This is a genomic window from Weissella oryzae SG25 (genome assembly GCF_000691805.2).
Taxonomy (GTDB): domain Bacteria; phylum Bacillota; class Bacilli; order Lactobacillales; family Lactobacillaceae; genus Weissella; species Weissella oryzae.
On record NZ_DF820487.1, the window covers coordinates 136,607 to 159,887 of the forward strand.

44 protein-coding genes and 1 tRNA gene are annotated in these 23,281 nt (G+C 37.3%); 36 read left to right on the forward strand and 9 right to left on the reverse strand.

Translation table 11 applies throughout. The features are described from left to right. The first annotated feature begins 237 nt into the window (after window positions 1-237). On the forward strand, window positions 238-1,209 hold the full coding sequence (locus TT13_RS03840) for a LysM peptidoglycan-binding domain-containing protein (protein ID WP_027698776.1): 972 nt from the start codon (window positions 238-240) through the stop codon (window positions 1,207-1,209). A gap of 43 nt (window positions 1,210-1,252) precedes the next feature. Here TT13_RS03840 and TT13_RS03845 read toward each other — a convergent pair whose 3' ends face one another. Beyond that, a complete protein-coding gene (locus TT13_RS03845; protein ID WP_027698777.1) occupies window positions 1,253-1,894 on the reverse strand; it encodes a deoxynucleoside kinase in 642 nt (213 codons plus the stop codon). Window positions 1,895-2,126: 232 nt separating this feature from the next. Between TT13_RS03845 and TT13_RS03850 the strand changes: the two genes are divergently transcribed. From TT13_RS03850 to TT13_RS03870, 5 genes are all read left to right on the forward strand, one after another. Beyond that, complete coding sequence (locus tag TT13_RS03850; RefSeq protein ID WP_027698778.1) at window positions 2,127-2,957, forward strand: Cof-type HAD-IIB family hydrolase; 831 nt, start codon at window positions 2,127-2,129, stop codon at window positions 2,955-2,957. Then, the gene (locus tag TT13_RS03855) at window positions 2,958-3,170 is read left to right on the forward strand and encodes a hypothetical protein (RefSeq protein WP_027698779.1); all 213 of its coding nucleotides are present in this window, start codon (window positions 2,958-2,960) and stop codon (window positions 3,168-3,170) included. It abuts the gene before it with no gap. After that, window positions 3,154-3,894, forward strand: coding sequence for a CPBP family intramembrane glutamic endopeptidase (locus tag TT13_RS03860; protein ID WP_027698780.1), 741 nt, complete (start codon window positions 3,154-3,156; stop codon window positions 3,892-3,894). Before TT13_RS03855 ends, TT13_RS03860 begins: the two co-directional genes overlap by 17 nt. A gap of 181 nt (window positions 3,895-4,075) precedes the next feature. Next, window positions 4,076-4,591, forward strand: coding sequence for an antibiotic biosynthesis monooxygenase (locus TT13_RS03865; RefSeq protein WP_027698781.1), 516 nt, complete (start codon window positions 4,076-4,078; stop codon window positions 4,589-4,591). Window positions 4,592-4,642: 51 nt separating this feature from the next. Beyond that, window positions 4,643-4,726, forward strand: a tRNA-Leu gene (locus TT13_RS03870). A 159-nt stretch (window positions 4,727-4,885) separates the two neighbouring features. Here the strand turns inward: TT13_RS03870 and TT13_RS03875 are convergent. The 7 genes from TT13_RS03875 to TT13_RS03905 all read right to left on the reverse strand — a co-directional run bounded on the left by TT13_RS03875 (window position 4,886) and on the right by TT13_RS03905 (window position 10,033). Next, entirely contained in the window at window positions 4,886-5,953 is a 1,068-nt protein-coding gene (locus TT13_RS03875; protein ID WP_027698782.1) for a tyrosine-type recombinase/integrase, read from the reverse strand. A 558-nt stretch (window positions 5,954-6,511) separates the two neighbouring features. Further along, window positions 6,512-7,231 carry a hypothetical protein gene (locus TT13_RS03880; RefSeq protein ID WP_027698783.1) on the reverse strand — a complete coding sequence of 240 codons (720 nt, stop codon included), beginning with the start codon at window positions 7,229-7,231 and terminating at the stop codon, window positions 6,512-6,514. Window positions 7,232-7,424: 193 nt separating this feature from the next. Further along, window positions 7,425-8,081 carry a hypothetical protein gene (locus TT13_RS03885; protein ID WP_052348528.1) on the reverse strand — a complete coding sequence of 219 codons (657 nt, stop codon included), beginning with the start codon at window positions 8,079-8,081 and terminating at the stop codon, window positions 7,425-7,427. Window positions 8,082-8,190: 109 nt separating this feature from the next. Beyond that, a complete protein-coding gene (locus tag TT13_RS03890) occupies window positions 8,191-8,559 on the reverse strand; it encodes a DUF805 domain-containing protein (RefSeq protein ID WP_027698784.1) in 369 nt (122 codons plus the stop codon). 94 nt (window positions 8,560-8,653) lie between these two features. Beyond that, window positions 8,654-9,100: a hypothetical protein gene (locus TT13_RS03895; protein ID WP_052348529.1), complete on the reverse strand. Its 447-nt coding sequence runs from the start codon at window positions 9,098-9,100 to the stop codon at window positions 8,654-8,656. Between the two features lie 96 nt (window positions 9,101-9,196). Further along, a complete protein-coding gene (locus tag TT13_RS03900; RefSeq protein WP_027698785.1) occupies window positions 9,197-9,595 on the reverse strand; it encodes a hypothetical protein in 399 nt (132 codons plus the stop codon). 3 nt (window positions 9,596-9,598) lie between these two features. Continuing rightward, entirely contained in the window at window positions 9,599-10,033 is a 435-nt protein-coding gene (locus tag TT13_RS03905; protein WP_242868517.1) for a helix-turn-helix domain-containing protein, read from the reverse strand. A gap of 213 nt (window positions 10,034-10,246) precedes the next feature. Here TT13_RS03905 and TT13_RS03910 point away from each other — a divergent pair, with 213 nt between their 5' ends. The 3 genes from TT13_RS03910 to TT13_RS03920 are packed head-to-tail and all read left to right on the forward strand — an operon-like array spanning window position 10,247 to window position 11,565. Continuing rightward, window positions 10,247-10,477 (forward strand): hypothetical protein, encoded by a 231-nt coding sequence (locus TT13_RS03910; protein WP_027698787.1) that lies wholly within the window; start codon window positions 10,247-10,249, stop codon window positions 10,475-10,477. A 12-nt stretch (window positions 10,478-10,489) separates the two neighbouring features. Beyond that, complete coding sequence (locus TT13_RS03915; RefSeq protein WP_027698788.1) at window positions 10,490-11,257, forward strand: phage antirepressor KilAC domain-containing protein; 768 nt, start codon at window positions 10,490-10,492, stop codon at window positions 11,255-11,257. A 29-nt stretch (window positions 11,258-11,286) separates the two neighbouring features. After that, a complete protein-coding gene (locus TT13_RS03920; protein WP_027698789.1) occupies window positions 11,287-11,565 on the forward strand; it encodes a hypothetical protein in 279 nt (92 codons plus the stop codon). Here TT13_RS03920 and TT13_RS03925 read toward each other — a convergent pair. Beyond that, a complete protein-coding gene (locus TT13_RS03925) occupies window positions 11,555-11,887 on the reverse strand; it encodes a hypothetical protein (RefSeq protein ID WP_027698790.1) in 333 nt (110 codons plus the stop codon). The genes TT13_RS03920 and TT13_RS03925 overlap by 11 nt on opposite strands. Window positions 11,888-11,962: 75 nt before the next feature. On the opposite strand from TT13_RS03925, the gene TT13_RS03930 reads away from it, so the two are divergent. From TT13_RS03930 to TT13_RS11255, 27 genes are all read left to right on the forward strand, one after another. Next, window positions 11,963-12,211, forward strand: coding sequence for a hypothetical protein (locus TT13_RS03930; protein WP_027698791.1), 249 nt, complete (start codon window positions 11,963-11,965; stop codon window positions 12,209-12,211). A 13-nt stretch (window positions 12,212-12,224) separates the two neighbouring features. Continuing rightward, window positions 12,225-12,953, forward strand: a complete 729-nt coding sequence (locus TT13_RS03935; protein WP_027698792.1) for a phage antirepressor KilAC domain-containing protein — start codon at window positions 12,225-12,227, stop codon at window positions 12,951-12,953. Between the two features lie 2 nt (window positions 12,954-12,955). Continuing rightward, window positions 12,956-13,153, forward strand: coding sequence for a hypothetical protein (locus TT13_RS03940; protein ID WP_027698793.1), 198 nt, complete (start codon window positions 12,956-12,958; stop codon window positions 13,151-13,153). Between the two features lie 4 nt (window positions 13,154-13,157). Further along, a complete protein-coding gene (locus tag TT13_RS11245) occupies window positions 13,158-13,319 on the forward strand; it encodes a hypothetical protein (RefSeq protein ID WP_190279609.1) in 162 nt (53 codons plus the stop codon). A 72-nt stretch (window positions 13,320-13,391) separates the two neighbouring features. After that, window positions 13,392-13,811 (forward strand): hypothetical protein, encoded by a 420-nt coding sequence (locus tag TT13_RS03945; RefSeq protein ID WP_027698794.1) that lies wholly within the window; start codon window positions 13,392-13,394, stop codon window positions 13,809-13,811. Beyond that, window positions 13,798-14,010 (forward strand): hypothetical protein, encoded by a 213-nt coding sequence (locus TT13_RS03950; protein ID WP_027698795.1) that lies wholly within the window; start codon window positions 13,798-13,800, stop codon window positions 14,008-14,010. Before TT13_RS03945 ends, TT13_RS03950 begins: the two co-directional genes overlap by 14 nt. A 9-nt stretch (window positions 14,011-14,019) precedes the next feature. Then, on the forward strand, window positions 14,020-14,679 hold the full coding sequence (locus TT13_RS03955) for an ERF family protein (protein ID WP_045476585.1): 660 nt from the start codon (window positions 14,020-14,022) through the stop codon (window positions 14,677-14,679). Between the two features lie 2 nt (window positions 14,680-14,681). Continuing rightward, complete coding sequence (locus tag TT13_RS03960; protein ID WP_027698796.1) at window positions 14,682-15,368, forward strand: putative HNHc nuclease; 687 nt, start codon at window positions 14,682-14,684, stop codon at window positions 15,366-15,368. Continuing rightward, window positions 15,358-15,834 (forward strand): single-stranded DNA-binding protein, encoded by a 477-nt coding sequence (gene ssb / locus TT13_RS03965; protein WP_027698797.1) that lies wholly within the window; start codon window positions 15,358-15,360, stop codon window positions 15,832-15,834. The genes TT13_RS03960 and ssb overlap by 11 nt, the downstream gene beginning before the upstream one ends. A gap of 12 nt (window positions 15,835-15,846) precedes the next feature. Continuing rightward, complete coding sequence (locus TT13_RS03970; protein WP_027698798.1) at window positions 15,847-16,737, forward strand: DnaD domain-containing protein; 891 nt, start codon at window positions 15,847-15,849, stop codon at window positions 16,735-16,737. A gap of 2 nt (window positions 16,738-16,739) precedes the next feature. Further along, window positions 16,740-16,910, forward strand: coding sequence for a hypothetical protein (locus TT13_RS11250; RefSeq protein WP_190279610.1), 171 nt, complete (start codon window positions 16,740-16,742; stop codon window positions 16,908-16,910). Then, window positions 16,894-17,367 (forward strand): RusA family crossover junction endodeoxyribonuclease, encoded by a 474-nt coding sequence (locus TT13_RS03975; protein ID WP_027698799.1) that lies wholly within the window; start codon window positions 16,894-16,896, stop codon window positions 17,365-17,367. The genes TT13_RS11250 and TT13_RS03975 overlap by 17 nt, the downstream gene beginning before the upstream one ends. Next, on the forward strand, window positions 17,333-18,109 hold the full coding sequence (locus TT13_RS03980; RefSeq protein ID WP_202815365.1) for a DNA-methyltransferase: 777 nt from the start codon (window positions 17,333-17,335) through the stop codon (window positions 18,107-18,109). Before TT13_RS03975 ends, TT13_RS03980 begins: the two co-directional genes overlap by 35 nt. A 96-nt stretch (window positions 18,110-18,205) precedes the next feature. Continuing rightward, window positions 18,206-18,580 (forward strand): hypothetical protein, encoded by a 375-nt coding sequence (locus TT13_RS03985; RefSeq protein ID WP_027698801.1) that lies wholly within the window; start codon window positions 18,206-18,208, stop codon window positions 18,578-18,580. Next, window positions 18,573-18,821, forward strand: a complete 249-nt coding sequence (locus tag TT13_RS03990) for a hypothetical protein (RefSeq protein ID WP_027698802.1) — start codon at window positions 18,573-18,575, stop codon at window positions 18,819-18,821. Before TT13_RS03985 ends, TT13_RS03990 begins: the two co-directional genes overlap by 8 nt. Further along, on the forward strand, window positions 18,821-18,943 hold the full coding sequence (locus TT13_RS11605; RefSeq protein ID WP_278279335.1) for a hypothetical protein: 123 nt from the start codon (window positions 18,821-18,823) through the stop codon (window positions 18,941-18,943). The genes TT13_RS03990 and TT13_RS11605 overlap by 1 nt, the downstream gene beginning before the upstream one ends. Then, on the forward strand, window positions 18,943-20,067 hold the full coding sequence (locus TT13_RS03995) for a DNA cytosine methyltransferase (protein ID WP_027698803.1): 1,125 nt from the start codon (window positions 18,943-18,945) through the stop codon (window positions 20,065-20,067). The genes TT13_RS11605 and TT13_RS03995 overlap by 1 nt, the downstream gene beginning before the upstream one ends. Next, on the forward strand, window positions 20,057-20,299 hold the full coding sequence (locus tag TT13_RS04000; RefSeq protein WP_045476588.1) for a hypothetical protein: 243 nt from the start codon (window positions 20,057-20,059) through the stop codon (window positions 20,297-20,299). The genes TT13_RS03995 and TT13_RS04000 overlap by 11 nt, the downstream gene beginning before the upstream one ends. Before the next feature lie 3 nt (window positions 20,300-20,302). Beyond that, window positions 20,303-20,563, forward strand: a complete 261-nt coding sequence (locus TT13_RS04005) for a hypothetical protein (RefSeq protein ID WP_027698804.1) — start codon at window positions 20,303-20,305, stop codon at window positions 20,561-20,563. Beyond that, entirely contained in the window at window positions 20,563-20,796 is a 234-nt protein-coding gene (locus tag TT13_RS04010; RefSeq protein WP_027698805.1) for a hypothetical protein, read from the forward strand. Before TT13_RS04005 ends, TT13_RS04010 begins: the two co-directional genes overlap by 1 nt. A 59-nt stretch (window positions 20,797-20,855) precedes the next feature. Then, window positions 20,856-21,179: a hypothetical protein gene (locus tag TT13_RS04015; RefSeq protein ID WP_027698806.1), complete on the forward strand. Its 324-nt coding sequence runs from the start codon at window positions 20,856-20,858 to the stop codon at window positions 21,177-21,179. A 10-nt stretch (window positions 21,180-21,189) separates the two neighbouring features. Continuing rightward, window positions 21,190-21,549 carry a YopX family protein gene (locus tag TT13_RS04020; RefSeq protein ID WP_027698807.1) on the forward strand — a complete coding sequence of 120 codons (360 nt, stop codon included), beginning with the start codon at window positions 21,190-21,192 and terminating at the stop codon, window positions 21,547-21,549. Further along, a complete protein-coding gene (locus tag TT13_RS04025; RefSeq protein ID WP_027698808.1) occupies window positions 21,549-21,872 on the forward strand; it encodes a hypothetical protein in 324 nt (107 codons plus the stop codon). Before TT13_RS04020 ends, TT13_RS04025 begins: the two co-directional genes overlap by 1 nt. Beyond that, a complete protein-coding gene (locus TT13_RS04030) occupies window positions 21,872-22,168 on the forward strand; it encodes a hypothetical protein (RefSeq protein WP_027698809.1) in 297 nt (98 codons plus the stop codon). The genes TT13_RS04025 and TT13_RS04030 overlap by 1 nt, the downstream gene beginning before the upstream one ends. 15 nt (window positions 22,169-22,183) lie before the next feature. Next, window positions 22,184-22,543, forward strand: coding sequence for a hypothetical protein (locus tag TT13_RS04035; protein ID WP_027698810.1), 360 nt, complete (start codon window positions 22,184-22,186; stop codon window positions 22,541-22,543). 33 nt (window positions 22,544-22,576) lie between these two features. Next, window positions 22,577-22,864, forward strand: a complete 288-nt coding sequence (locus TT13_RS04040; protein WP_027698811.1) for a hypothetical protein — start codon at window positions 22,577-22,579, stop codon at window positions 22,862-22,864. Between the two features lie 77 nt (window positions 22,865-22,941). Further along, a complete protein-coding gene (locus tag TT13_RS11255) occupies window positions 22,942-23,106 on the forward strand; it encodes a hypothetical protein (protein ID WP_190279611.1) in 165 nt (54 codons plus the stop codon). Window positions 23,107-23,281: the final 175 nt, after the last annotated feature.

Below are 23,281 nucleotides of genomic sequence, written 5' to 3' on the forward strand. Positions count from 1 at the left end.
TACTTAATGGGGAGTTTTTATTTGGGCAGTTAATTTTTGATTGCATAGTTTTAGCTATTAAGTAGCAAAATCGTTAATTTGAAATAAAAAGGTCAAATTGCTAGCAATTAAGCTTATTGGTGAATATTATTTGTAAAAACAATGAATTTCTCCGCTAAAGCCGGTCCATATTGTATACTAGGTTTAGATGAAATTTTAGTATTATTAGATTTTGTTGCTATGGAAGAGGTAAGATTTATGAGTAAAGTTTCGAAGAAAACGGTCTTTGCTGGTGTCGCTGGAACAATTGGGGTTGTTGCATCGACACAAATTCCTGGTGTTCAAGCTGCAGTTGAGAAATTAACTGAGGGGCAGGTTAAGACACCAACAGAGAAAGCAACGACTACAGCTAGTCATGATTTTAGTCGGGTTAGTGACCAAGGGACAAGTTCATCAGTAAGAACGTCCTCGCAGGTTGCTAACTCACAGGCGCAAAAGACGGCCCAGAAGAGTAGTAGTAGCAGTGTTATTGTTCAAAAGAATCAAGCTGATAACGCTGTTGTCACAGTTAATAGCGCAGCTGATTCTAATGACACAGCAGCGAGTTCAACTAGCGCAGTAGCTGATGTACCAAATACACCAGCTGAGACGGCAGCAGTGGCTAGTACAGCGCCACAGAGCAAGCCAGCCAATACAACACAAGTAACAATTCAAGATGGTGATACTCTAAGTGCAATTGCTGCTCAATACGGAGTAACAGTTGATGCAATCTTGGATGCTAATCAAACTGATTTAAGCCTATTGCAGATTGGCACGATTATCTATGTACCTGAAGCAGGAACGACTGCTACGAGCGATGTAACCAACGATAATAATAGCTTAACTGACACAGAGCAAAATGATGTAGTTAGCCTTGCGCAGACAATGGCTAATGAGCAAGTAACTGGAATTTCAGCGGCTACTTTTGTCAGTCAAGTATTTGGACAGGCTGGCATTACTTTACCAGCTTCGACAATTGCACTTGAAGGTAATTGCACGATAAGTACAGGTATGAGTAATATTCAACCAGGTGAACTACTATTTTGGGGGACACAGGGTGCTAGTTATAATGTAGCGATTTCTTTGGGCGGAAATCTCTACGTAGGAGTATCACTTGAAACTGGGCAAGTACAATTGGCATCATTTGATGCAACTAATGGGCCAAGCTTTATCGGTAGTGTAAACGCATAATAAAAAAACTTCGATCATATTTGATCGAAGTTTTTTTATGAATTTAATTAGCGTCATCTAAAGCAGCTAGACGTTCATCAATAATTGCTAGTACAGCTTGTCGGTTACTCTCATCTTCAAGATCATATTTTTGTAAGTCAATCTTCATCTTAGGTGAGGCATCATATTCTTCATACCATTGTTTGTAAGCTGACCACATTTTGAAATAATAAGCTCGGAGCGATTCGTTATCATCAAATTGTTCATAATCACGGCCGCGCTTTTTGATACGGTATAGAATTGTTTCAAAATCAGCATCAGCAAAGACCATCAAATCAGGTCGGCCTTTTTGCATTGACTTAATCTCATCCATCATGTTGTTTAAGAGGGTCATGTAGACATCTAACTCAGCGTCTGAGATATTACCAGAACTATGGTTTTCTTTAGTGAAGAGGGCATCTTCATAAATTGATCGGTCTAAGACATTATTATCATCAGCAAGGGCCTTTTTAATCATCGCAAAGCGCTTGTTTAGGAAATAAATTTGTAATAAGAAACCATATTGCTTAGGGTCTGCATAATATAAGGGTAAAACAGGGTTTTCACCAACTGGTTCAAAAAATGCCTGGGTTCCTAAATGGTTAGAAATTAATTCTGTAAGAGTTGTTTTACCAACTCCAATCATACCGGCTGTGATAATCACCATGGTAGTCCTTCTTCCGCTGAAATTTTTATCTTTTCCCATACTAACTTGCTAGTAGGGTTCAAAGCTCTGTCATTTATAATAACGAAGAAAATGATAGATTTCAATTCTTGACATTTTAGATATGGTCGTAAATTAGATTATTTGTCTGGTAAGACAACAAATGTTTTGAAATCAAAATTGTTTAGATAAACTTTGGTACAATATAACTAATTAACTAGTGTGAGGAATGACCATGAAATATAAAATGTTAGTTTCTGATTTAGATGAAACGTTATTAAATGATAATGGCACAATCAATGAGAAAAATGTTACAGCGATTAAGGCTGCTAGTGCGGCAGGTTTCAAGTTTGTCCCAAATACAGGGCGGTCATACCTTTCAGTACAAAGTTTATTGAGGGAGTTAGACTTATATGACCAGATAGACCAGTTTGTAATTTCTTACAACGGGGCGGCAATTATCGAAAACAAGGGCAATCAGGTAGTATTAACGCAAGAAATGCCTTTCAGTCTAGCAAAGTCAGTTCTGACTGCAGGCTTAGTGGACACAACGGTCGATGCCCATATTTATACGGTAGAAAAGCTTTACATTTATAATTTATCAGACAGTGATCGGCAATATATGGCTGATCGGCAGGTGCCATATGAAGTTATTACAACGGCTGATATTACGTTCTTGGCTAAAGAACCAATTATGAAGGTGATTTTCGAATCTGCTGATGCCAAAGTACGTGAGCAAATTAAGACGGCAGTTATGGCAGCAGTTGGTAGTCAGGTTACGGCAACATTTTCTTCGAATCGCTATGTTGAATTTAATAAGCAAGGTGTCAATAAGGGTGCTGCGACTTTACACCTAGCTGAACAATTAGGGATTCAGGCGAGCGAAGTAATGGCAATTGGGGATAATAATAATGATATTGCAATGATTGAGGCAGCTGGTTTAGGAATTGCCGTAGCTAATGCCATTCCAACGGTTAAGGACATTGCTAATTTGGTTACTAAACGTACAAATAATGAAGGGGCGATTGCTGAAGTTTTGGAGCAATATGTATTAGGAGGCAATTAAATGAAGGGGAACATCCGTTTAATCATTTTTTCAGTTTTAGTACTGCTGTTATTCGTTGTTTTGATGCTAATTAGCACTTATTTTGCTTGGGCAAAGGCGATAACTTTACTGGCCTTCATTATCCTTTTCTTAATCAGTTCATATGCAATGACGCAAATTACGCTGTATGAAAAAAAGCGAAAGCGGGAGAAGCAAGATGCAGAAAAGAATTAATTATGGTCAGATTCTAAGTGGAATTATATGGATAATTGTTGGTTTGATCTTCGATGCTATTATTCAAGTTGTTGGGGTTGAGGTGTCAAAAGTTTTCGGCAAGCTTAGTGGTCTTGGCCCAAATAGTTTGCCCAGTTTAGCAATTGAAATTATAGTGATTATCCTCTTAGCAGCATTAGCAATGTGGGTGCTTGTAAAATGGGGAATTCGGCCAGTATCACCCAAATTTGGTTTACACCAATTTAGATGGGAAAAGTTACGCTATGTATTGTGGGGTTACTTAGCAATTATTGGGGTTTCCATGGTGGTAAATCTGGTTCAGGTTCTTGTAAATGGAAAGGTGCATGTTGCACAAAATCAGCAATTGCTTGAGATGATGGCTAAACAAGGACCAAACCGCTTGGTTTTTGTCCTTACATTAGCAGTTTTAGTAGCGCCTTTCATTGAGGAAACGATTTTTCGAGGAATAATTCTAAATTACTTTTTCAAAAAGAGTAATTGGTGGATTAATGTTGTTCTTTCAGGCGTGTTGTTTGGTTATTTTCATTTAATGGGTTATGACAGTTTTGATATTTTTGCCTTTTTACAATACTCAACAATGGGAATAATCTTAGCGATTGTATATAAGAAAACTAAGCAGATTCAGTATTCAATTAGTTTACATTTATTGAATAATGCAATTGGTGCGATTAGTATTATTGCCATGGTGATGAATACAAAATAGTTAATTTTAATGTATTAATTAATATTAAAGTGTGATAAAAGTGGACCGTATCCATTCAGTTAGGGGGTACGGTTTTCTTTTATGATTATTTCGTGAACAGTAAGTAGAGAAAGCACGAATGTGACTGCTTTTTAGCACAAATTTGCGTATAATAATGGTAGAGAAAGCGGGAGGTAATACTATGACAAGATATATTCACACAACCTTTGGTACAAGAGAAGTTTTAAGTGAAGTTCGTAATAAACACCTTGATCGACCAATTCATCTGAGTGTAGAAGATGGTGATCAGTCACGGGCGCAATTAATTGAATTGACCGATGATCCTAAATCAGTTTTTACAGTACCAACATCATATAAAGTCATTTCTTCAGCCGGGGATGATAGTGAACTCCGAGGTTGGATGATGTTTACTTTTATTACGCTAAATGATCAAGAACGTGATAATTTTATTCGTCGCTATGATGCCTTTTTGAAGCAAGGTAACTTGCATGGGGGATTATCATCCTTCTTGCTACAGCGGACCAATAATGACCATCAATTAGTCTTGCTTTCAACTTGGAAGAGTAAGGATCAGTGGCAAAACTGGTCTGAGGAGAGTGATTTTCCAATGCGCCGTTATGAAGGACCAAATGCGAGCTATAACCTACGGCGAGTTGGCTACAGTTTTAAGGCCTTCAGCAAGAGTAGTTTGAATTAATAAATTAAGCTAGGCAACAGAACTGATTTTTGCTAGAATAGTACTGTTGTTGCCGCCGTGGCGGAACTGGCAGACGCGCACCGTTCAGGTCGGTGTGGGTGTATTCCCGTGCAGGTTCGATTCCTGTCGGCGGCATTCTGGGACATTTTGGTAAAACTGAGCAAACGCTGATATATAGGCACAAACGCCTATAGGTCGGCGTTTTCTTTTGTTTTTAAAAAGGTCGTTTTTCCCATGATTTCCCGTCATTTTCCACCGTTTCACACAAGTTTTACTACAAATTTACTACAAGTTTTAGAGCAGTTTTAGCGACTTATCATCCTCTGATTTCCTTGTTCTATCAAGCATGTGAGTGTAGACTCTTAAAGTCATTGCGACGTTAGTGTGTCCCAAACGTTCAGAAACGTACTGAATATCAACACCTTGTGAAAGTAACCAAGAGGCGTGAGTGTGGCGCAAACCGTGAAAGGTAATCATTTTAGGCGACTTGATAGCTACTAATTGTGATTTTAATCTTTTATTCGCAGCAGCTGATGTAATTGGTTGGTCATCGCCAAAGATAAACTGTGTACGTTTATGAGTGGGGCTCCAGATATTAAAGTCATCTATGATATTCATAGGAACCGAAACACGACGCACAGAAGATTTTGTTTTAGTCACCTGAATATTTTTAGTTACTTGATTCCAAGATTTATTTATGTCGATATACCCATTGATAAAATCATTCCACGTGAGGGCAGCCAGTTCCTCATAGCGGGCGCCTGTGAACAGTCCTAGGTAAATCATCATATCTGAGTAAGAGCGCTCAGAGGGCTGTATTTCTTGGATATACGAAGCTAATGCTTTTATTTGCGGTTCTTCTAAAAACTTCAAATCTTTATGCTTGCCGTCTTTTCCGGTAATTGCTATATCAGTAATTGGATCACGGATAATTATGCCTTCATACAAGGCAGACTTTAGAGCTTGATGAAGTTGATATTTAATCTTTTGCACCGTTTCGGTAGCATATCGCTTACCAAGCGTATTAAAGAACTCTTGCGCCATTGACCGATTGAAGGCTTGCACAGTTATGCCGGGCAAGAGTTCTTTTATATGAGCTTCTGTACGTCTGTACCACACCTTAGTGGAGTAGGAAACGTCTTGTTTGTATAGCTCATACCATTCACGAAAGAAATCAGATAGTAGTTTTTCTTGATTGGTTACTATGTAGCCTTTGGCGTTTAATTCTTCTTGTTCTCTAGCCCAAGCTCTAGCCTCTGTTTTACCTTTGAAGCCACCCTTAGACTTCTTTTTATATGTGCCATTTTCTTTGATTGAAATAGAAACAGTGTAGGTTTTACCTCGTTTAAATACGCTTGCCATAAGTTAGACCTAATCTTTCTGAATGAATTAAAGCAGTTTAAAGACATACTCAGGTCTAGGGCTGATTTTATTTGTGGGTAATCGTGTGGGACGTGTTATACTTTGTTTAACAAATGTGTACATGCCGGAAAACCTGCATGTCTAAGCTATTCTTGGTTTCGTCGCCGAGGATAGCTTTTTTGTGTCTAGAAAAGCTTTTAACGTGAATCATGATTGCACGTAATGGTTAAAACGGATACATGTACATATAAATTTACAAGTGTTATACTTTAAGTACGAATTGGAGAAGCAGGCATTGGCCTCTTTTCTTAAACCGTTTAGGAATCGACGCCTGAACGGTTTTTATTTTGCAATTATTTTTGGTACACTAATCTTCGTGCCGCGTCGATAAAAGGCACTAGAGAGGAGGCCAATTGCATTGGTACTTCAATTCGTATTAGCAGTATTTACTGCTTGTCTGTCATTGGTAGGCAGCGTTGCAACGCCGTTTATTATTGATGTAATTAAGAAACGCAAGAAGTAATTCTTGTATCTTGGCTCTGCTTTGGCAGGGCTTTTTTAAAATATGCTGGTTAATATCTGTATCAATGTAGCTGCACTACTGATAGAACCAATATATTTATTAACTTTACTTAAGAGAGTGTCTTGTTCATTCTTTGGCAATTTTTCAGTGTTATTTTCAATTTTTTGTAAAAGTGCGACTATAATATGGCGATCATCTACCGATAAATTAGGATCATTTGTGAAATCATTACTTGCTTGTTGAAGCTTGCTAATGATTAGTTGTTGCGAATTATTAAAGTTAACAGAATTATCTATATTTGTTATTTGGCCGTTTCCATTATAGTTATTTGTATAATGATTAGTGAATTGATTGGAAGTTGTTTGATTCATGTTCCTTTTGGCATATACATCAAGAGTTGGACGTACAATTTGAAAACCTAAAAACGAATCTTCAGGATTAGAGTTAAACTCATGCTTTGTTATTGAATAAGGAAGTTTTCCATATTGGAATTCGCTATTATCCTGTATGAATTTGAGCACTGCATTCGCATAATTTTTACTATCTCTATTTTTGTAAATATGAAGACGTAGCAAAATCGTGTCAGCATCATCTGTATGCTGATAGTCAGTTATATTGTTGATTTCGTCCCAATCTATATCATAACTTGCCAATTTATCCTCTTTAATATTTGATATTTTAGTTAAACAATATATAACAACTATAAAAGTGATACAAATAATAAACATAAAAATTTTAAAATAATTCCAGATCATAATAGTCTCCTCTAATCCTACTTTTCGAAATAATCACAACAGTATCACATCAAATCAATTTTAGGATACTAATAGTTTAATAATGTAATAAGTTTAAATATCTAATAAATTAATGCTTCCTAAGCTCTAAGCTTTTAACGTGAATCATGATTGCACGTATATATGTATTCCGTCCAACGACGGAAAGATATTATTACCAAGCTAGACCAGCTTGAGCAATTTCAACCTTTGAAGCATACTGCCCGTTTGGACGATGCCAACGTCCACGATAATCTTTTGTATATCCACTTGTAGAAACAGGAGTTTGAGCAGCAGCTTGTGATGAAGTTGCTGCCTGTTGGCTTTCGGAAGCAGAAATTGAAGCTTGCTGACTTTCTGATGCGGCTTTACTGGCAGATTCAGAAGAGGCTTTGTCTATTGCAGCCTGTTTAGAAGAACTTACTGCAGCTTCAGATGATGAAACAGCAGAGCTTACTTTCTCTGGGGAGATTTTAGTTACTAGATAGATATATTTTAACTTTCCATGCTTGTCTAATTTGAATTTTGGAGTTGAGACTTTTGCAGAATTGATATGCAATGAATCAATAGATGGGACATCATGGTTATTTGAATCAGTAACTTTTATAGTGGCTTTTTTAAATGTTGAACTCTTTTTCAAGGCTTTTTTAGCGTCTTTAACACTTTTGCCTTTTATTTTTAGTTTGTCAGCTTTCTTTTGATACTGCTTGGTACTGCTGCTTTTATTCGCACTAACTTGGTTTGTTAATACTGAAGAAGAGAAATCCGAACTAACTCCTAAAAGCGTTGTTAATAACATTAACCAAACATATTTATTAAGACGTTTAAACATAAAATTCACCCAAAAAAGTGATACCCAAATCACTACTCCTACAGTGCTTTTAACGTGGTTCATGTTTGCACGTGTATATGTATCCCACCTAAAACAGGTAGGTAATGTGCTAATTCCAACGGCTTTGCTTAGATGGTAGCAACATTAAAATAATGAACCAAATATTACCGATTACTGGTACAAAGTTAATAAGAATCCAGAAGCCTGAGCGATTGGTATCGTGAAGACGGCGGAATTTGACTGATAATGTAGCAATCCAGATAATAATTGAAATGATGTATAGAATTCCAACTGATCCAGCTCCAGCAAGCCTTACGGATGATGTATCAGGTAAAATACCAGCAGCTCCTCCAAATGAAACACCAATAATTAGCCCTAAAATATAGTTTATAATTACAGGCCACCAATAATCTGCACGACCCGAAACCCCAGAAAAATCAAAGATATTAACCCAAAACTTCTTATATGACTCAATCATCATATACCTCCTCTTTATCAAAGCTTTTAACGTGAATCATGTTTGCACGTAATTTGTTCTAAGACAAATGTAGTTTAATTCCTGAAAAATTTGCTTATTTCGAATGAATATATGAATATTCTGTTTGAAGTTCACCAGTTGTTTCCATGCTATCAGGAGTTGCTAATAATGCTTCTTCAGTTGACATACCTTTATTTTGAACAAGCCAAGCTGCTGGAGTCATACCATAAGTATTAATGAAACCTGATAGAGTATTTGTATCTTTTGAAATATTAGTAGTGCTAGGTTCCTTACTTGTTGTTTCAGTAGAAGATACTGTCTTATTTGAGGACGCTGCAGCAGAACCAGTTGAATTATGTACACTCGTAGTCGAAGATGAGTTTGAAATTTTTACTCCCGATTGCGAGTTACTATTGTTTATTTTTGCACTCACAGTTTTGTTACTACTAATTTGGTGACTTGAAACGTATATGAACGTTCCGCCTATAATTCCCAAAATAAAAATAAGTGCTATAGCTACCAAGTATATTTTTCTAGTCATCATTATCTCCTAATGAATAATAATATTAAAATAATGTTTTCTTAGCTTTTAAAACGAATAATTCCAAACGTAAAGTTTATTTTGTCACAAACAAGTTTAAAAAAAAGTGCCAGCTAAGGCAGTTAATTTATCAATAATAGAATCCTGAAGATATGCTGGAGTTCCCATAGCTTCCATAAAGAATAACCAATTATTAGGGCACTCGTAAGAACACCATCTTTCTAGTAAGTAGTCTAAAGCCAAATCATGCGCTTCAGCTTCATCAGGATTTCTAAAATCATATTCTGGGTTTCTTCGGTGATGATGTTTTAGGGCATGAATATACTCTTCGGATAACTCATATAGACTGGCTAAGTCAGGGTTATAAATTATTAACTCTCGTGTATTGTCTGTACATGCGTGAAGAGTTTCAATTTCAGCAGTTTCGACACAAAATCCAAGTTTATTAATTGAATTTAAAATGTCATCCAAAATCCAGTCTTTAATTTTGTTCATGATTTACTTTTCTCCACGTTTTGGATATTTTGCTAAGACTGCTTTAATAATGGCCCAATCTTCATCAGATATAGCCTGACCATTTGCTGATAGTATGTCATTACGTTCGTCATCTGACACTTCATATAAATCAAATTTTTTCTTTTCCCCATTCCTAGCGGAGTGGGGCTTTTTTTCGTCTGTGTTGCCTAACAGGTAGTCTACTGAGACGTTTAATTTATCAGCAACAGCACTTAAAGCAGTTGCACTAGGTTTATTAGTTTTCCAACCATATATTACATTTTGAGATAGTCCAGCTGCTTCGGCTAAAGTTTTTAAACTACTATAGCCTTGCTTTTTTGAAGCTTCTTTTACGCGCTCAAATATAGTCATATCAATACTCCAATTTGGCAATGAATCTATAATCACATATTTATTTAAAAAAACTCTTGCTTTCACATAAATATGTGCTAATATTATTCATGTACCTAAGTTCTTTAAAAAAGCGATGTACAAAACAAAAGCAAATAAAACCAGTATGACGGTAAGATTAGTTGCTTCGTTAGTGTTTTAGTGCACTTATTTATGTGTATATACTAGCACATATTTATGTGAAGGTAAACAAAATAAAAGAACAAAAGTACACCAAATAATAAAAGGAGGATTGCATATATGGTGGCAGTAACGATTGACCGTGATTATCTAGCTCGTGTAGGTCGGCTAGTTGGTAAGATTTTCGAAACTAAAAACATTGCCGGTGTGAACGAAACGGCAGTAATAAATTATCTTGGCATTTCAAAGACAACATGGAACAACGTTAAAAAAGGTACAGCTGGAACTACTACAGCAGAACGAGTTTTAAATGACGCTGAGAAGTATGTTGACGGAATTTTGAATAGATAGGGGACGTGAGGAATGAATGAAGTACAAATCTTTAATGGTTTAAAAGTTAAAGAAGTAAATGGTGAAATTTTCTTTGATGCAGAAACAACAGCGACTGGATTAGGTATTACCACTTTTGCCAAAAGTGGCAAAAACTATGTTCGTTGGCCTCGAGTTAATGAATATTTGGGTAATTTTTCCCAGAAAGTTGGGAAAGGTGATTTCATTACAGAACCACAATTCTATAAGTTGGCCATTAAGGCTAACAACGCAGCAGCTGAAAAGTTTCAAGATTGGGTTACGAGTGAAGTACTGCCGTCGATTAGGAAGCGTGGTGCATATCTAACAGATTCAAAAGTAGAAGAAGTCCTAGCTGACCCAGACACGATTATCAAGCTTGCTACACAAGTAAAGCAAGAACGAGCTGAGAAGCTAATGCTGGCACAACAAGTTGCAGAAAGTCGTCCAAAGGCTGATTACTACGACAAGATTATGAAATCAAAGTCTTTAGTAACAATTAGTCAAATTGCAGAAGATTATGGTTGGTCTGCTCAAAAAATGAACGCAAAGCTTTATCAGTTGAGAGTTCAACATAAAGTGGGTGGTCAATGGCTACTCTATTCAAAGCATAAGAATCACGGCTATACGTTTAGTGAGACACAAGATATTTCGCAGCGTGTTGGTCAGGATAAGGTTGTTATGAATACTAAATGGACTCAAAAAGGACGTGTATTCATTTATAACTTGTTAAAAAACGAAGGCATCCTACCTAGTATTGAACTAGATGTCAGCGCTTCGTAAGCATCAATTTAAGCAGGAGGCATAACAAAATGGAAAATGATTTAAGTACATTCCAAGAAATTATTGGAATAGCTAAGGACCTAGAACAACTTCGCATTAAACAGCAAGAGGATTTATCAGCGACGGAAAAAGATTTTGTCAATAAGATAGTTGAACAATTATTACAAAAAAATACGACCTATTTAGATGCTTTAAATGAGTTAAAGCAAAATAGGCCGATTCAAGATGATTTTTATCAAAATAGTATCTTCGAAAAAATCTCGGGAAAAATTGTTGAATATGCTATGAAACAAGAGCCTAGGGTTTGAAGATATTAACGATCGAACCTGCCCAATTTAGGACATCTTTAACGTCATTAACAAATTTCTTTTCGCCAAATTCTATTCCTTTGTCGGTAAGTTTGACTTCCATTGGGAGGTTACTACCATACGAGGCGTCAAGGTATTCTGCTTTAACTAATTCGCCGATATAGTCAGCAGTGTCTACCAAAGAGATGTTTAGATTTAGTGCAGCATGAAGTTCTTCATAATGACCAAATTTTTTTGCGTTTGAACGACTAGAACCCGCTTTTATTTTATCCTTATAATTTTTGAATATTAGGACTAATAGTTTTTCAGCATCAGATGTCAATTTTATCACCTCGTTTAAATTATTGAAGAGTATTAATTACTTACTAATTAATCATATCACAAGGAGGACTATTATATGTCAACGATTACTAAAGAAGAAGTTCGAAAAGCAAACTGGACAATTCAACAAGCACAGCAGGCGTTTGCAAACTATTTTAAAGATTCAGATTTTACAACTGATGAATTGGCAAAGCTAATTGGAACTTCCCGTAATTATGTTACTCGTATCATTGCTGGAGATGAAAAGACACCAGCAGCAAAGAAACATTTAAAAACATTTTTTGAATACACACATTACAACGGTGTTAGCTGGTTAGAACGGTAGAGAGGTTTTAAATATGAACGAATTGATTAAAGTTCAAACAACTAAGCAAGGCGAACAACGGGTCAGTGCTCGTGACTTGCATAAGACGTTAGATTCAAAAAAGCGGTTTAGTGATTGGTGGAAGCAATGGGGCTTTAAATACATTGACGGTATTGATTATTTTGCCGGTCACTCCGAGGTGACCACCAACCAATATGGCGCAACGAAACTTATGGACGATTATTTCTTAACAACTGAAACAGCTAAATCTATTTCAATGTTGACGGATACACAGCGTGGAGATGAAGTTCGTAACTATTTCATTGCAGTTGAGAAAGCTTTTAATTCACCTGAAATGATGATGGCACGTTCTCTACAGTACGCAGAAAGCAAAATGCTAAATTATGAGTCACAGATTGCGGAGATGAAGCCTAAAGCAATCTTTGCCGATGCTGTGAATGTTAGCCATCAGACAATTTTAGTTGGTGATTTAGCTAAGTTAATTTCTCAAAATGGTGTACAAATTGGTCAAAATCGACTGTTTGGTTGGCTACGAGATAATGGATATCTTCATAAACAAGGTAGCCAGTATAACCGGCCTACACAACGGTACATTGACCAAGGACTTTTTAAAGTTAAGGAAAGCTCACATGCCAATCCAGACGGTTCTGTGAAACTAACGTTCACAACCAAAGTCACTGGCAAAGGCCAGCAATACTTTGTTAATAAATTTCTGAATTATTTAGATGTGAAGGAGGTATAGAGATGAAAATAGTAATGCCAATTGAACAAAAAATTATGGTCACTGCTGACGAAGCTGCTGCGTTGCTTTCTAGGTCTAGGTCATATTTTGATGAATCTATCCGTTTCGATAAGCGTTTTAAAAAACTTGGTGTTGAAGTTGAAAATGGTCGGTATTCGCAAGAACTGTTAAAGGCCTATGGCAGAGGTGAAGGGAGGTGAAAACATGTACCACGCAATAACTATTGATGATTTAAAACTGCTTTTTGGTTTTGCTACAGTGATTTTAGCAACAGGAGGGGCATTGATTGGGTTCGTTAATTTAGTTCATTTTTTATGCAAAAAAAGCACGTCAATGGCTGCAACCACTAACGTGCAAAATCAATAAAATGTGGAAAGAAATTTACCTCTTGATTTTATCACTTGAGGTGAATAGTAGCAAAACATATAGGAGCTAATCATGTTAGATATTCAAGAAACAATTTTTACACTGAAGACTTTATCGGAAAGTGCAGAAAGCTCTAAAACCTTAACAAATTATTTAGATGGGGTTGATGGTTTAAGTGTCGATCTAGTAATGAAGCTTAAATCTGCTCAGAGCGAAGAAAGAAATTTGCTAACTACGCTACTTTCAAAAGTTAAAAAAGAACAGCTTTATTATGTACTTTCACCAGTTAATAAGCGAGATGTTTTAAATGATGAAACGCTTGGTTTGGCCTTTCAGGAAAGACGGTTTAATTTTTCAACTCCTTTAGAGGATAGCCATCATAAGAATCGCTTCACCCAATCCGAGTTAGATAGCCTACAAGATAAGTTACCAGGCTTAAACATTGAAGAGTCAAAGGTGCGAGTGGAGGAATATGACAATGAACATGCTTGATGGTCAACTCGACCCGGAAGAAGTTAAAACATTTACTTTATCAGACGGTACTGAGGTGCAAGAAGATGATGAAGTTATGGAATTAAACGGCTGCTACATCTCAATAAACGATTTAAACGCAGCTGCAATTACTTTTATCAGTGATAATGGTGGGGTTCGCTACATGGTTGATAAGTATGGTGGATTGAACCCTGCATAGGAGGAAGTTATGAGGAATCAAGTTGAATTAACACCAACGGCTGAGTTAAATGCTGATTTAGCAAAAGTTCAAGCTGCAATTGAACAACCTAATTTAGAAACACAAGGTAAAGATGGACACTTCGGAAAATATATTGACAAAGCAATTGTTGAAAAGGTTATTCGAAATGCCATTAAAAAGGCTGACGTACCGATTAGTTACCAACAACAAACCTTATTAGATCTTGATAGCAATGGTAACCGAATCCAATATGTTGTCACCACTATCAGGCATGGGTCAGGTGAAGCTATCGCTTTAGAAGGAATGCCTGTTCCTTTCGATAATAAGCCGCAAACTAATAAATCTAATCTTACTTATTCAGAGCGGACAAGCTTAGCACAGGCATTTATGGTGGTGGCCGATTCAGAAGATGATGGGCAACAAATCACTGAGATTGCACGCATGAAACAAGACCAAGAACGTCAACTTTCTGCGATTATTGCCAAGATTAAAGAGCTAATGAAGTTAGTACCAAAAGAAAAATTGGCAGCGGTCATGGCGGTTATTCAAAAGAAAGAGGCTGATGCTATACCTAGTGGCCTTGATAGATTGAAAATCAATAGTGCATCAATGCTATTAGGGGCAGTTACGTTATTAACCAATGACAACCTATCTAATATTGAGAGCTAGATATGGAGCTATGGGGACGTATCACAGGCATTTCAGGCCATAGGGTGACTTTATCTGTTGAAAGCCTTGAAGAGCTGGCTAGCTTGTCCCTATACACGACAGTTGAACAACCCGAGGCCGTGCTACAGATTTCAGATGATAGACATATAAGTCCAGTTCAACGCAAAAAGGCTTATGCAATTATGGGCGAAATGGCTAACTACTTTGGTTACTTTCCTGACGAGATGAAAGAGTGGATGAAGTATTTCTTTGAAGCTGAAACTGGTCACGAATACTTTAGTTTTGCGACTGTCGATATGACAACAGCTCGTGAATTTATAACGTTCTTACTTGAATATGCACTAAGACATCATGTGCCGATGAGTAAGAGTGCGCTTGAATATCAAGATGACTTGAAGGCTTACATGTATCAATCACTAAAGTATCGTTCATGTGTTATCTGTGGCAAACATGCAGATGTGCACCATGTGGATGCTATTGGTATGGGTAATAACCGTAATTTAGTTGATCACCGAGGTCGTGAATTAATTGCTTTATGCCGGGAACATCATGGATTAGCACACAACATGGGTTGGCCAAGCTTCTCGGCTGAATATCATGTAGTAGGTGTCACTTTAAAGCCAGAAGACTTAATCAGGTTGGGCATTATGACTAAGAAACGAATGGAGGAATTAGACCATGATAAATAGGGTTGTCCTAACAGGGCGCTTAACAAAAGATGTTGAGCTGCGCTACACACAATCAGGTATGGCTGTAGCAAGTTTTACGCTTGCGGTTGACCGTCAGTTTAAAAATGGAAATGGAGAGCGTGAAGCTGATTTTATTAACGCAGTTATTTGGCGTAAACCAGCAGAAAACTTTGCGAATTTCTTTGGTAAGGGTTCACTAGTTGGCATTGAGGGTAGGTTACAAACTCGTTCTTATGATGATCAAAGTGGTCAAAGACGGTATGTTACGGAAGTTGTAGTTGATAGTTTCACTTTCCTTGAAAGTCGGGCTGACCGTCAGGTAAAACAAGGGGCGAACAATAATCCTGGCTTTGATAATCAAGCTAATAACAACTCATTTGGCAACAACCAACAGTCACCAGTGAATAATGACCCATTTGGCATAGGACAAGAGGTTCAAGTTTCAGATGATGACTTACCATTTTAGAGGTTTTGATAAATGAGGCAGACTATTAAACGTAAAAAGTCGAGCTCTAACTTCACGATTATTAATAATGACTTTCTAAGGGATAAGGACCTAACATTACAAGCTAAAGGGCTGCTTAGTTATTTAATGATGTTGCCAGATGACTGGGTAATATATTTTGAAGAGGTAGCTAAGAACTCTAAGAATGGTATCAGATCAACTCGTGGAGCATGGAGTGAATTAGAAGCAGCCGGTTATGCCATTAATAGACGAATAACTGATGAAAAAGGGAAAGTGATTCGCTGGCAGAAAGAAGTTTCTGATTCTAAGGAATTTTTGAACAACCCACATTGCGGTTTCCCACATGTGGAAAACCCACAAGTGGATAATCCACATGTGGAAAACAGCATGCTACTAAGTACTTATATACCAAGTACTGATATTACTAATGACTTAAATACTAAAGATAAGCCGCTGCTGCCAAAACCAGAAGTGCAAGTAGCTAATTTTTTCCAAAGCAATGGCTTCGGCATGATTGGTGGACTAATTGCTGAAGAGTTGCGAAATGAGATGAATGACTTTAATGGGCTGACAAATGACCAACAAGAGTCAGCTAATATCATCATAAAGGCACTTAGTCGTGCGGTTGAGAATGGGGTTCCAACTTGGAACTATGCTAAGAAACCATTGAAAGATTGGTATGACAAAGGCATTAAAAATGTTGCAGAGATTGAAGTACTCGACTTACAACGAGCTAACCAAAAGGCTAAATGGAGTAGAAATCGTGGAACTCCAAAAGTTAAAGAAGCTCGACCAAACTTTGAAGAGCAAAATGTTGCGCCAGTAAGCAGCGAAGACTTAGCAGCTGCACAACAGGCGTTAGATAGTTTGAACAAACAGTTTAAACAGAAAGAGGAAACATAGTTATGTATCAAATTAGCTTTATAAATATTTACGGTGCTAAGAGCGAGACTTTTCGGAACACCAGGCAGCAAGCCGAAAAATTAGCCGAGGCTTATCAAAATATCGGTTGCACAGAAGTAATTGTTAGTCAGGTATCTGATGAAGAGCGGGTGACTGATGCAATGGCACTATGAGATTGCTTTAGCACCACAGCAACAAGAGCGACCGAGGTTTTCTAGGCGGGGCAATTTTACAAGTGTCTATGACCCACCAAAGACAGCCAAGTTTAAAAAGCTACTTAGAGCGGTTGGATTAGGGTTAGCTAAAACTAGCAATATTTCCGTAGCAGATGTGCCGCTAAGGTTAGAAGTCACCTTTTATAGGGAAATACCCAAAGCCACTACAAAATGGCAGAGAGCGCTTATTAAGGCTGATAAATGGTTCCCAGTTAAAAAGCCGGATTTATCAAATTACTTGAAGGCATTTGAAGATGGTTTAAACGGTGTCTTTTGGCATGATGATAATCAGATTGTCGAGATTGTAGCCAAGAAGCTTTACAGTGATAAACCATGCATTGTGGTTGATGTAATTGAATTAGAACAAGGCACTAAAGAAGATGTTAAAGGACTGGTTAATCGAAGTGAAAGTTGAATTGTACAACGATAATTTTCAGAATTTCAAATCATATCAGTTACCCAGAGCGCAGCTATTAATTGCGGATATTCCATACAACTTGGGAAATAATGCGTATGCAAGCTCAAATCAATGGTATGTAGATGGAGATAACACAAAGGGTGAGAGTGACAAGGCTAATAAGCAATTCTTTGATACAGATAAGAATTTCAATATCGTTGAGTTTATGCACTTTGCCAATCGAATGCTTATTAAAGAGCCAAAGGAAACTGGTAAAGCCCCAGCAATGATTGTCTTTAGTTCTTTTCAACAAATGCCGATGGTGGCCGCATATGGTGAGAAGTATGGGTTTAAGCATTCTTTTCCAATGGTCTTTGTAAAAGATACTAGCCCGCAAGTTTTAAAAGCAAACATGAAGGTTGTTGGTGCAACTGAATATGCAACAGTTCTTTATAGAGATAAGCTCCCAAAGTTCAATAATAATGGCGAGATGATTTTTAACTGGATGCGTTGGGGTCGTGATGGTAAAGAAATACCCAAAGTACACCCGACACAAAAGCCGCAAGGTGTGTTGGAACGGTTAATTGAAATCTTTACAGATAGGGGCGATGTAGTAATTGATCCAGTTGCTGGGAGTGGCTCGACTCTAAGAGCTGCGGCAAGTTTGGGTCGTGAAGCCTATGGTTTTGAAATAAAAAAAGACTTCTACAAAGCAGCAAAAGAAAAAATGTTGTTGGATATTCAACCCAGTTTATTTTAAATGTGTAACGCATTGTTAGATTTAAATGATAAATAAGTGTTGATTATTTAGTAAAACTATCAGTCGAGGGTGAGAAGACTGTGAACCCGTTTTGAAATGCCAAGAAAAAATAAATGGTCTTATGAGGAAAGATATGCAGAGTTCTGTAAGCAATTAGAAGCCGGAGCAACTATTGAAGAAATTGCAGACACTTGGGGTTACACCGTTAAATCACTCAAAAGTAGTAAGTATTCAGTTCGTTATCGCAAAGAGCATGGTATTGATAGTGCTCATATGATTGGTGGGCTTTACCTGGGTGACAAAGAAAAATATAAGTTCTGGAAAAAAGAAAAACTGCGAATTTTAAGAGAATTAGGCAGTTATGAGAAGTGGGATGTTGATGAAGCTCAGCCTTTAGTTAAAGAACTGAGAAATGCTTACAAGATGATTAGCAAATACAGCACTAGAAAAAGCGGTGTTGGAGATGAATAAGTATTACTACATTATTCGTAAGTCTGACGGCAAGTTTTGGCAACAAGCTTATGAGCCTAGCGGTAAAAGAATAATGACATGGACTGATAACCAACAGCTAGCTTGGCGAGCACAGAGCCCACAGTTAAAGCGGTGGTTTGTTAGAGAGTTATTCAAAGAAGGAGTTTTAACAATGGAAGATGCAAAATACAACGGTCTCGAAGAGGTCTACTTTGAAGACGTTGATAGGAGAGATTACTGATGCGGTGGCAAATTTGGTTATTTATCTGTGCACATCCTTGGATGATTTTTGGAATGATTATCTTTGGAGCGGCGTTAGCTATTTATGCCAGTTGGTTACTGATTAGTGATAGGAGTAAATGATGAAATTTCTAGACCTGTTTAGTGGTATTGGTGGGTTTCGTCTTGGACTTACAAGGGCTGGATTTGAGCCAGCTGGTTATGTTGAACTCGACAAGTTTGCCAGGCAATCTTATGAAGCTATGTATGATACTCAAGGCGAATGGACTGCAACTGATATTACTAAAGTAACTGATGAAGAATGGAGGGAATTTAATGGAACAGTTGAGCTTATTGCCGGCGGCTTTCCCTGCCAATCATTTAGCATTGCTGGAAAGCGAAAAGGTTTCCTTGACGAAACTAAGGGAACTTTATTCTTTGAAATCGCAAGAGCAGCTAAAGAAATCAAACCACAGCTTTTACTCCTTGAGAATGTTAAAGGGCTTCTCAATCACGACCAAGGGCGAACTTTTAGAACAATCCTCGCCACGCTTGATGAATTGGGGTATGACACAGAATGGAGTGTACTTAACAGCAAAGACTTCGGTGTCCCACAAAATCGGGAAAGAGTGTACATTATCGGACATCTTAGAGGATCAAGTGGACGAGAAATACTACCTCTCCTCAGAGAAAACAACAAAGTTAATGTTGCAAGTATCAGTGATTTAACGTCGGTTAATGATCCAAGGCATGGACGTCGGGGAAATGTTTTAGGTATTGATGGGATTGCACCAACATTGACCGCAACTGACTATAAAACACCTAATCGTATTGCAATTCCTGTTATGAATCCGGACAGGTTAAATATGAAGCAAGGTGGACGTAGATTTAAAACAAATGGTGAACCTTCATTTACATTAACCACAATGGCAAGACATGGGGTATTACTAAAAAAGCCTCGCATTATCCAACTTGGTCGGGGATTTAACAAAGGTGGCGTACACAATATTGCACCAACATTGTCAGCAAGCAGCTACCAGGAAAATAACTTTGTGGCTGAAGCTGAATACCGTATTCGTAAACTTACGCCGCGAGAATGCTGGCGACTACAAGCTTTTCCAGATGATTTATTTGACAAAGCAAAAGCGTCAGGTATGAGCGATACACAGCTATACAAGCAAGCGGGTAACAGCGTAACCGTTAATGTAATTGAGTATATTGGGTCGCTGATATATGAAGCAACGATAGGAGTAAATGATGAAAGTTGAAATTGATAAAGTTGAGAAGCAAACACCAGAAGATATATACAAACTTGGCAACGTGTTTGTAGCAGAAGACAACAATTTATATTTAGTTTCTCATTTAGAAAATGGTGGCTACTGTCTGGTGAATTTAACACTTAATCAAGTGGTAGCTCAGGTTCGGACACCACTCGATTTAATTGAAAAAGAATATCGAACTACTGACAAACTAATCGATGTAAAGATTGTGAGGGCGTAGGTCATGAAAGTTCTTAATCGTAAGACAGGCGAAGTATTAGAAGCCTGGCAATGTGAGTATATAGATGACTTCGATGAAGTCCCTGAATGGGTTGAACTACTTGTTCTCAATGATGATATGTTTTACGCAACATGCAGTAGTGAGTGGATAGTTGCGGGAATCGGATATGCAAATAATGGGGATTACCTACTTAGAACGCTCAGCGATAAGTTAAGCATTGTTAAAAAAGAATTTTTTGAAAAGTCTTATGAGGTGGTTGAGTAATGGCAAAGTTTTCTGATGATAGAGCAAATGTACGAGAAGTCTTAATAAGTTTGATGGATATGTTAGATAGTGAGAATGATTACGAGAGCGATATTAAAGATGCAATTGGGGATTTACTCCAGCAGTTGCAAGCATTAAATAATGATTTCTTTAATAGTGTTGGTAGTTATTCTGATGTGCTAAGTGATGCAAGAATATACAGGTTAATGCTTGCAAAAGGTGGTAGAAGATGACAACGACTAAAGATAAGCGGGATATGTCAGTTGGTACGAATTAGGTTAGGAGAAAAATTATGAGTATTGAAGATTGGGCAGGGTTTGGATTGATGGTTGCGTGTGCAATTCTGTATTTCTATTTTGCTATCAGAACGATGAAGGCAAGAATTGACTATGAAAAGCGGTCAAAAGAAATGCAAGAAATTGCGAGTGACTATAACTATTATCAAGAGTGGGTAAATAAACATACCCTCAAGGATAACGAAATAATGCGAGACTCACTTAAGACAATTAGTAGTATCTATGTTGATTTAAATAAGGCTAATCTAACACCAGATGCAACTAAGTTAGCAAAACGATCGTTTATTGCAAAAGAAACTTTGAAAAAGTTGGAAGATTAGGAGTTAAGTAATGGCACAACGAGAGATTAAGTTTCGGGCGTGGTTAATCAAGGACGAAATTTTCTTAGATGATTTTATGTTGAATTCACAAGGCATGATGTATGTGATTGATTATTGGGGTAAGAAACCGTATTACGTAGATCCAGATGATAGGATTTTAGAGCAATACACAGGTCTCAAAGATAAGAATGGTGTTGAGATTTATGAAGGTGATATTGTTTCAGCTTCAATCTATGGGTTGATTGAAAAAGGCGTTGTAGAGTATTCGCAATTTGGTGAATGGGTCGTTGGCAACATTCGGCTTAATCAAGTGATTGCTAATGTCATCGGAAATATCCACGAGAACCCAGAGTTATTGGAGGCGGAGTAATGAAACGAGTACTACTATGGGAAAGCAAAAGGCGTCCAGGAAAGTATGCACCATTTTCGAGTGAAGTTGCTAATTGGGATGATGAGTATGGTGATGTCGATGCGCCAATCGCAATGGGATTTAATAACGATAATTATGCAGAAGCAGCTGAACATTATCACAAGATTGATAAGTGGTTGTCTGGATTAGGCGAGAAATGGCCGTTTACTCGTGAACTGTTTAGGAATTATCATCTAACTCCGGTTGAGCTAACTGATGAAGAGTTTAAGATTTGGCGACAAAATCAAAAGACGGGTACTGATTCACGTTGGGAGGACGAGTAATGAATTTGATGCAACTCATTAAAATCTTTAATTTTAGAGATTATTTTGAAGAAGCCAGTAATGCTGATGATAAATTTGCTTCGAAAACAATTCGGGTCTTTAATGAAAGGTCATCAAATCCGTTAAAAGATTGGTTTGAAATCGGCCAATATGATTATGGAGAAAATAGCCCACTGTTGAATGTTCTAAACAAAGAATACTTAGAAGCAACTATTTCATCTATAGACATTAATAGTGAGCTAGATTGTTTGGCAGTATGGATTGACGTGGGAGCGAATAATCAACAGTTGCGATGAGATTGGAGAATGTTTATGATTTATGCACCCAAAATTACCTATTCTAGGTATTTATCAGCGGGGCAAAAAGATGTGTTCAATAACCCAATTACTATAGTTACTAGAGAAACAGCTATAACATTGCCACCTGTCGAGACTAAAGAAGACGCCATTATGATTGCAAAGAAATGGATTAAGAGGCTACCGCTTTATTCTGTACCTGGGAAAGTGCGAAAATCACGCGGAATGCCTCAAATCATAGTTGTACGTATTGATGGTATAGATGATATTGACGAAATTAGGGCAAAGCGTGTTGGAATACAACAAAGGGTAAGGGTTAAGAAAGACGATCGTATTTCACAAAAAGTGAATGTAGAAATTGTCTTTGATATTTAATTTTTAAAAATAAAAATATTTAGAGGCGGAGTAATGAGCGGACAAATTAAAACAATTGAAAGACTAGACCGTACTGAAAGTTACAAAATTGAGCAGGGTCGGAGTTATCTATTTACAGACAGCGATGAACTTTATGTTATATCACGAGTTAATGTTTGTAGTGCGAATGGCGAAGATTTATATGAACTTATCTCGCCAGATGATGGTACTGTGTGGGCGAGAAAACAAACAGCTGATGAGGTTCGCCATGACTTGCAAAAGCATAATGCCGTTCCTGTTGAATATGATATTATTGTTCGTGAAATATCGGAGGCCGAGTAATGAATTGGCTAAAAAGAGTGTTTGGCTGGTTAAACAGATATGACATTCTGATAAACACAGTGCTTATGTGGGTATGCGTGGCATTTATTGGTAATTCTGAAGCAAAATGGATGCGGATATTTGCGGTTATTGTTGTCTTTGTATATTCGCTGATACTTGCCTTAATGGATACAACTAATAGTCATATTATCGAGCTTCAATCTGAATTGATTGAACTCAAAGAATCAAAGAGTGTTCATTGAATTTGCAGGAAATGAATTTGAATCCGTTGTTTACAAATAAAAAAGCGCCAACCGAAGTCAGCGCCATGCGAATAAACATTAGTAACTTTATTTTATCATGGAGGGCGTAGGTTGTGGCACTGTTACCAGAATTAGATGAAGCAAGAACTGTTGAAAAAGCTAGGTACTTTTTTGA

Bases quoted from the DNA above. Each gene is read 5' to 3' on its own strand.
- TT13_RS03935 (WP_027698792.1), top strand. From the start codon at position 12,225: ATGAACGAATTGATTAAAGTTCAAACAACTAAGCAAGGCGAACAACGG.
- TT13_RS03920 (WP_027698789.1), top strand. From the start codon at position 11,287: ATGGAAAATGATTTAAGTACATTCCAAGAAATTATTGGAATAGCTAAG.
- TT13_RS03885 (WP_052348528.1), bottom strand. From the start codon at position 8,081: ATGTTTAAACGTCTTAATAAATATGTTTGGTTAATGTTATTAACAACG.
- TT13_RS04025 (WP_027698808.1), top strand. From the start codon at position 21,549: ATGAAACGAGTACTACTATGGGAAAGCAAAAGGCGTCCAGGAAAGTAT.
- TT13_RS03995 (WP_027698803.1), top strand. From the start codon at position 18,943: ATGAAATTTCTAGACCTGTTTAGTGGTATTGGTGGGTTTCGTCTTGGA.
- TT13_RS11245 (WP_190279609.1), top strand. From the start codon at position 13,158: ATGTACCACGCAATAACTATTGATGATTTAAAACTGCTTTTTGGTTTT.
- TT13_RS03865 (WP_027698781.1), top strand. From the start codon at position 4,076: ATGACAAGATATATTCACACAACCTTTGGTACAAGAGAAGTTTTAAGT.
- TT13_RS03950 (WP_027698795.1), top strand. From the start codon at position 13,798: ATGAACATGCTTGATGGTCAACTCGACCCGGAAGAAGTTAAAACATTT.
- TT13_RS03890 (WP_027698784.1), bottom strand. From the start codon at position 8,559: ATGATTGAGTCATATAAGAAGTTTTGGGTTAATATCTTTGATTTTTCT.
- TT13_RS03945 (WP_027698794.1), top strand. From the start codon at position 13,392: ATGTTAGATATTCAAGAAACAATTTTTACACTGAAGACTTTATCGGAA.
- TT13_RS04015 (WP_027698806.1), top strand. From the start codon at position 20,856: ATGAGTATTGAAGATTGGGCAGGGTTTGGATTGATGGTTGCGTGTGCA.
- TT13_RS11250 (WP_190279610.1), top strand. From the start codon at position 16,740: ATGTATCAAATTAGCTTTATAAATATTTACGGTGCTAAGAGCGAGACT.
- TT13_RS04010 (WP_027698805.1), top strand. From the start codon at position 20,563: ATGGCAAAGTTTTCTGATGATAGAGCAAATGTACGAGAAGTCTTAATA.
- TT13_RS03960 (WP_027698796.1), top strand. From the start codon at position 14,682: ATGGAGCTATGGGGACGTATCACAGGCATTTCAGGCCATAGGGTGACT.
- TT13_RS03930 (WP_027698791.1), top strand. From the start codon at position 11,963: ATGTCAACGATTACTAAAGAAGAAGTTCGAAAAGCAAACTGGACAATT.
- TT13_RS03985 (WP_027698801.1), top strand. From the start codon at position 18,206: ATGCCAAGAAAAAATAAATGGTCTTATGAGGAAAGATATGCAGAGTTC.
- TT13_RS04030 (WP_027698809.1), top strand. From the start codon at position 21,872: ATGAATTTGATGCAACTCATTAAAATCTTTAATTTTAGAGATTATTTT.
- TT13_RS03990 (WP_027698802.1), top strand. From the start codon at position 18,573: ATGAATAAGTATTACTACATTATTCGTAAGTCTGACGGCAAGTTTTGG.
- TT13_RS03900 (WP_027698785.1), bottom strand. From the start codon at position 9,595: ATGAACAAAATTAAAGACTGGATTTTGGATGACATTTTAAATTCAATT.
- TT13_RS03895 (WP_052348529.1), bottom strand. From the start codon at position 9,100: ATGACTAGAAAAATATACTTGGTAGCTATAGCACTTATTTTTATTTTG.
- TT13_RS04000 (WP_045476588.1), top strand. From the start codon at position 20,057: ATGAAAGTTGAAATTGATAAAGTTGAGAAGCAAACACCAGAAGATATA.
- TT13_RS03975 (WP_027698799.1), top strand. From the start codon at position 16,894: ATGCAATGGCACTATGAGATTGCTTTAGCACCACAGCAACAAGAGCGA.
- TT13_RS11605 (WP_278279335.1), top strand. From the start codon at position 18,821: ATGCGGTGGCAAATTTGGTTATTTATCTGTGCACATCCTTGGATGATT.
- TT13_RS03855 (WP_027698779.1), top strand. From the start codon at position 2,958: ATGAAGGGGAACATCCGTTTAATCATTTTTTCAGTTTTAGTACTGCTG.
- TT13_RS03940 (WP_027698793.1), top strand. From the start codon at position 12,956: ATGAAAATAGTAATGCCAATTGAACAAAAAATTATGGTCACTGCTGAC.
- TT13_RS04020 (WP_027698807.1), top strand. From the start codon at position 21,190: ATGGCACAACGAGAGATTAAGTTTCGGGCGTGGTTAATCAAGGACGAA.
- TT13_RS03860 (WP_027698780.1), top strand. From the start codon at position 3,154: ATGCAGAAAAGAATTAATTATGGTCAGATTCTAAGTGGAATTATATGG.
- TT13_RS03840 (WP_027698776.1), top strand. From the start codon at position 238: ATGAGTAAAGTTTCGAAGAAAACGGTCTTTGCTGGTGTCGCTGGAACA.
- TT13_RS03970 (WP_027698798.1), top strand. From the start codon at position 15,847: ATGAGGCAGACTATTAAACGTAAAAAGTCGAGCTCTAACTTCACGATT.
- TT13_RS04005 (WP_027698804.1), top strand. From the start codon at position 20,303: ATGAAAGTTCTTAATCGTAAGACAGGCGAAGTATTAGAAGCCTGGCAA.
- TT13_RS03850 (WP_027698778.1), top strand. From the start codon at position 2,127: ATGAAATATAAAATGTTAGTTTCTGATTTAGATGAAACGTTATTAAAT.
- TT13_RS03915 (WP_027698788.1), top strand. From the start codon at position 10,490: ATGAATGAAGTACAAATCTTTAATGGTTTAAAAGTTAAAGAAGTAAAT.
- TT13_RS03845 (WP_027698777.1), bottom strand. From the start codon at position 1,894: ATGGTGATTATCACAGCCGGTATGATTGGAGTTGGTAAAACAACTCTT.
- TT13_RS03980 (WP_202815365.1), top strand. From the start codon at position 17,333: ATGTTAAAGGACTGGTTAATCGAAGTGAAAGTTGAATTGTACAACGAT.
- TT13_RS03875 (WP_027698782.1), bottom strand. From the start codon at position 5,953: ATGGCAAGCGTATTTAAACGAGGTAAAACCTACACTGTTTCTATTTCA.
- ssb (WP_027698797.1), top strand. From the start codon at position 15,358: ATGATAAATAGGGTTGTCCTAACAGGGCGCTTAACAAAAGATGTTGAG.
- TT13_RS03880 (WP_027698783.1), bottom strand. From the start codon at position 7,231: ATGATCTGGAATTATTTTAAAATTTTTATGTTTATTATTTGTATCACT.
- TT13_RS03955 (WP_045476585.1), top strand. From the start codon at position 14,020: ATGAGGAATCAAGTTGAATTAACACCAACGGCTGAGTTAAATGCTGAT.
- TT13_RS04040 (WP_027698811.1), top strand. From the start codon at position 22,577: ATGAGCGGACAAATTAAAACAATTGAAAGACTAGACCGTACTGAAAGT.
- TT13_RS04035 (WP_027698810.1), top strand. From the start codon at position 22,184: ATGATTTATGCACCCAAAATTACCTATTCTAGGTATTTATCAGCGGGG.
- TT13_RS03910 (WP_027698787.1), top strand. From the start codon at position 10,247: ATGGTGGCAGTAACGATTGACCGTGATTATCTAGCTCGTGTAGGTCGG.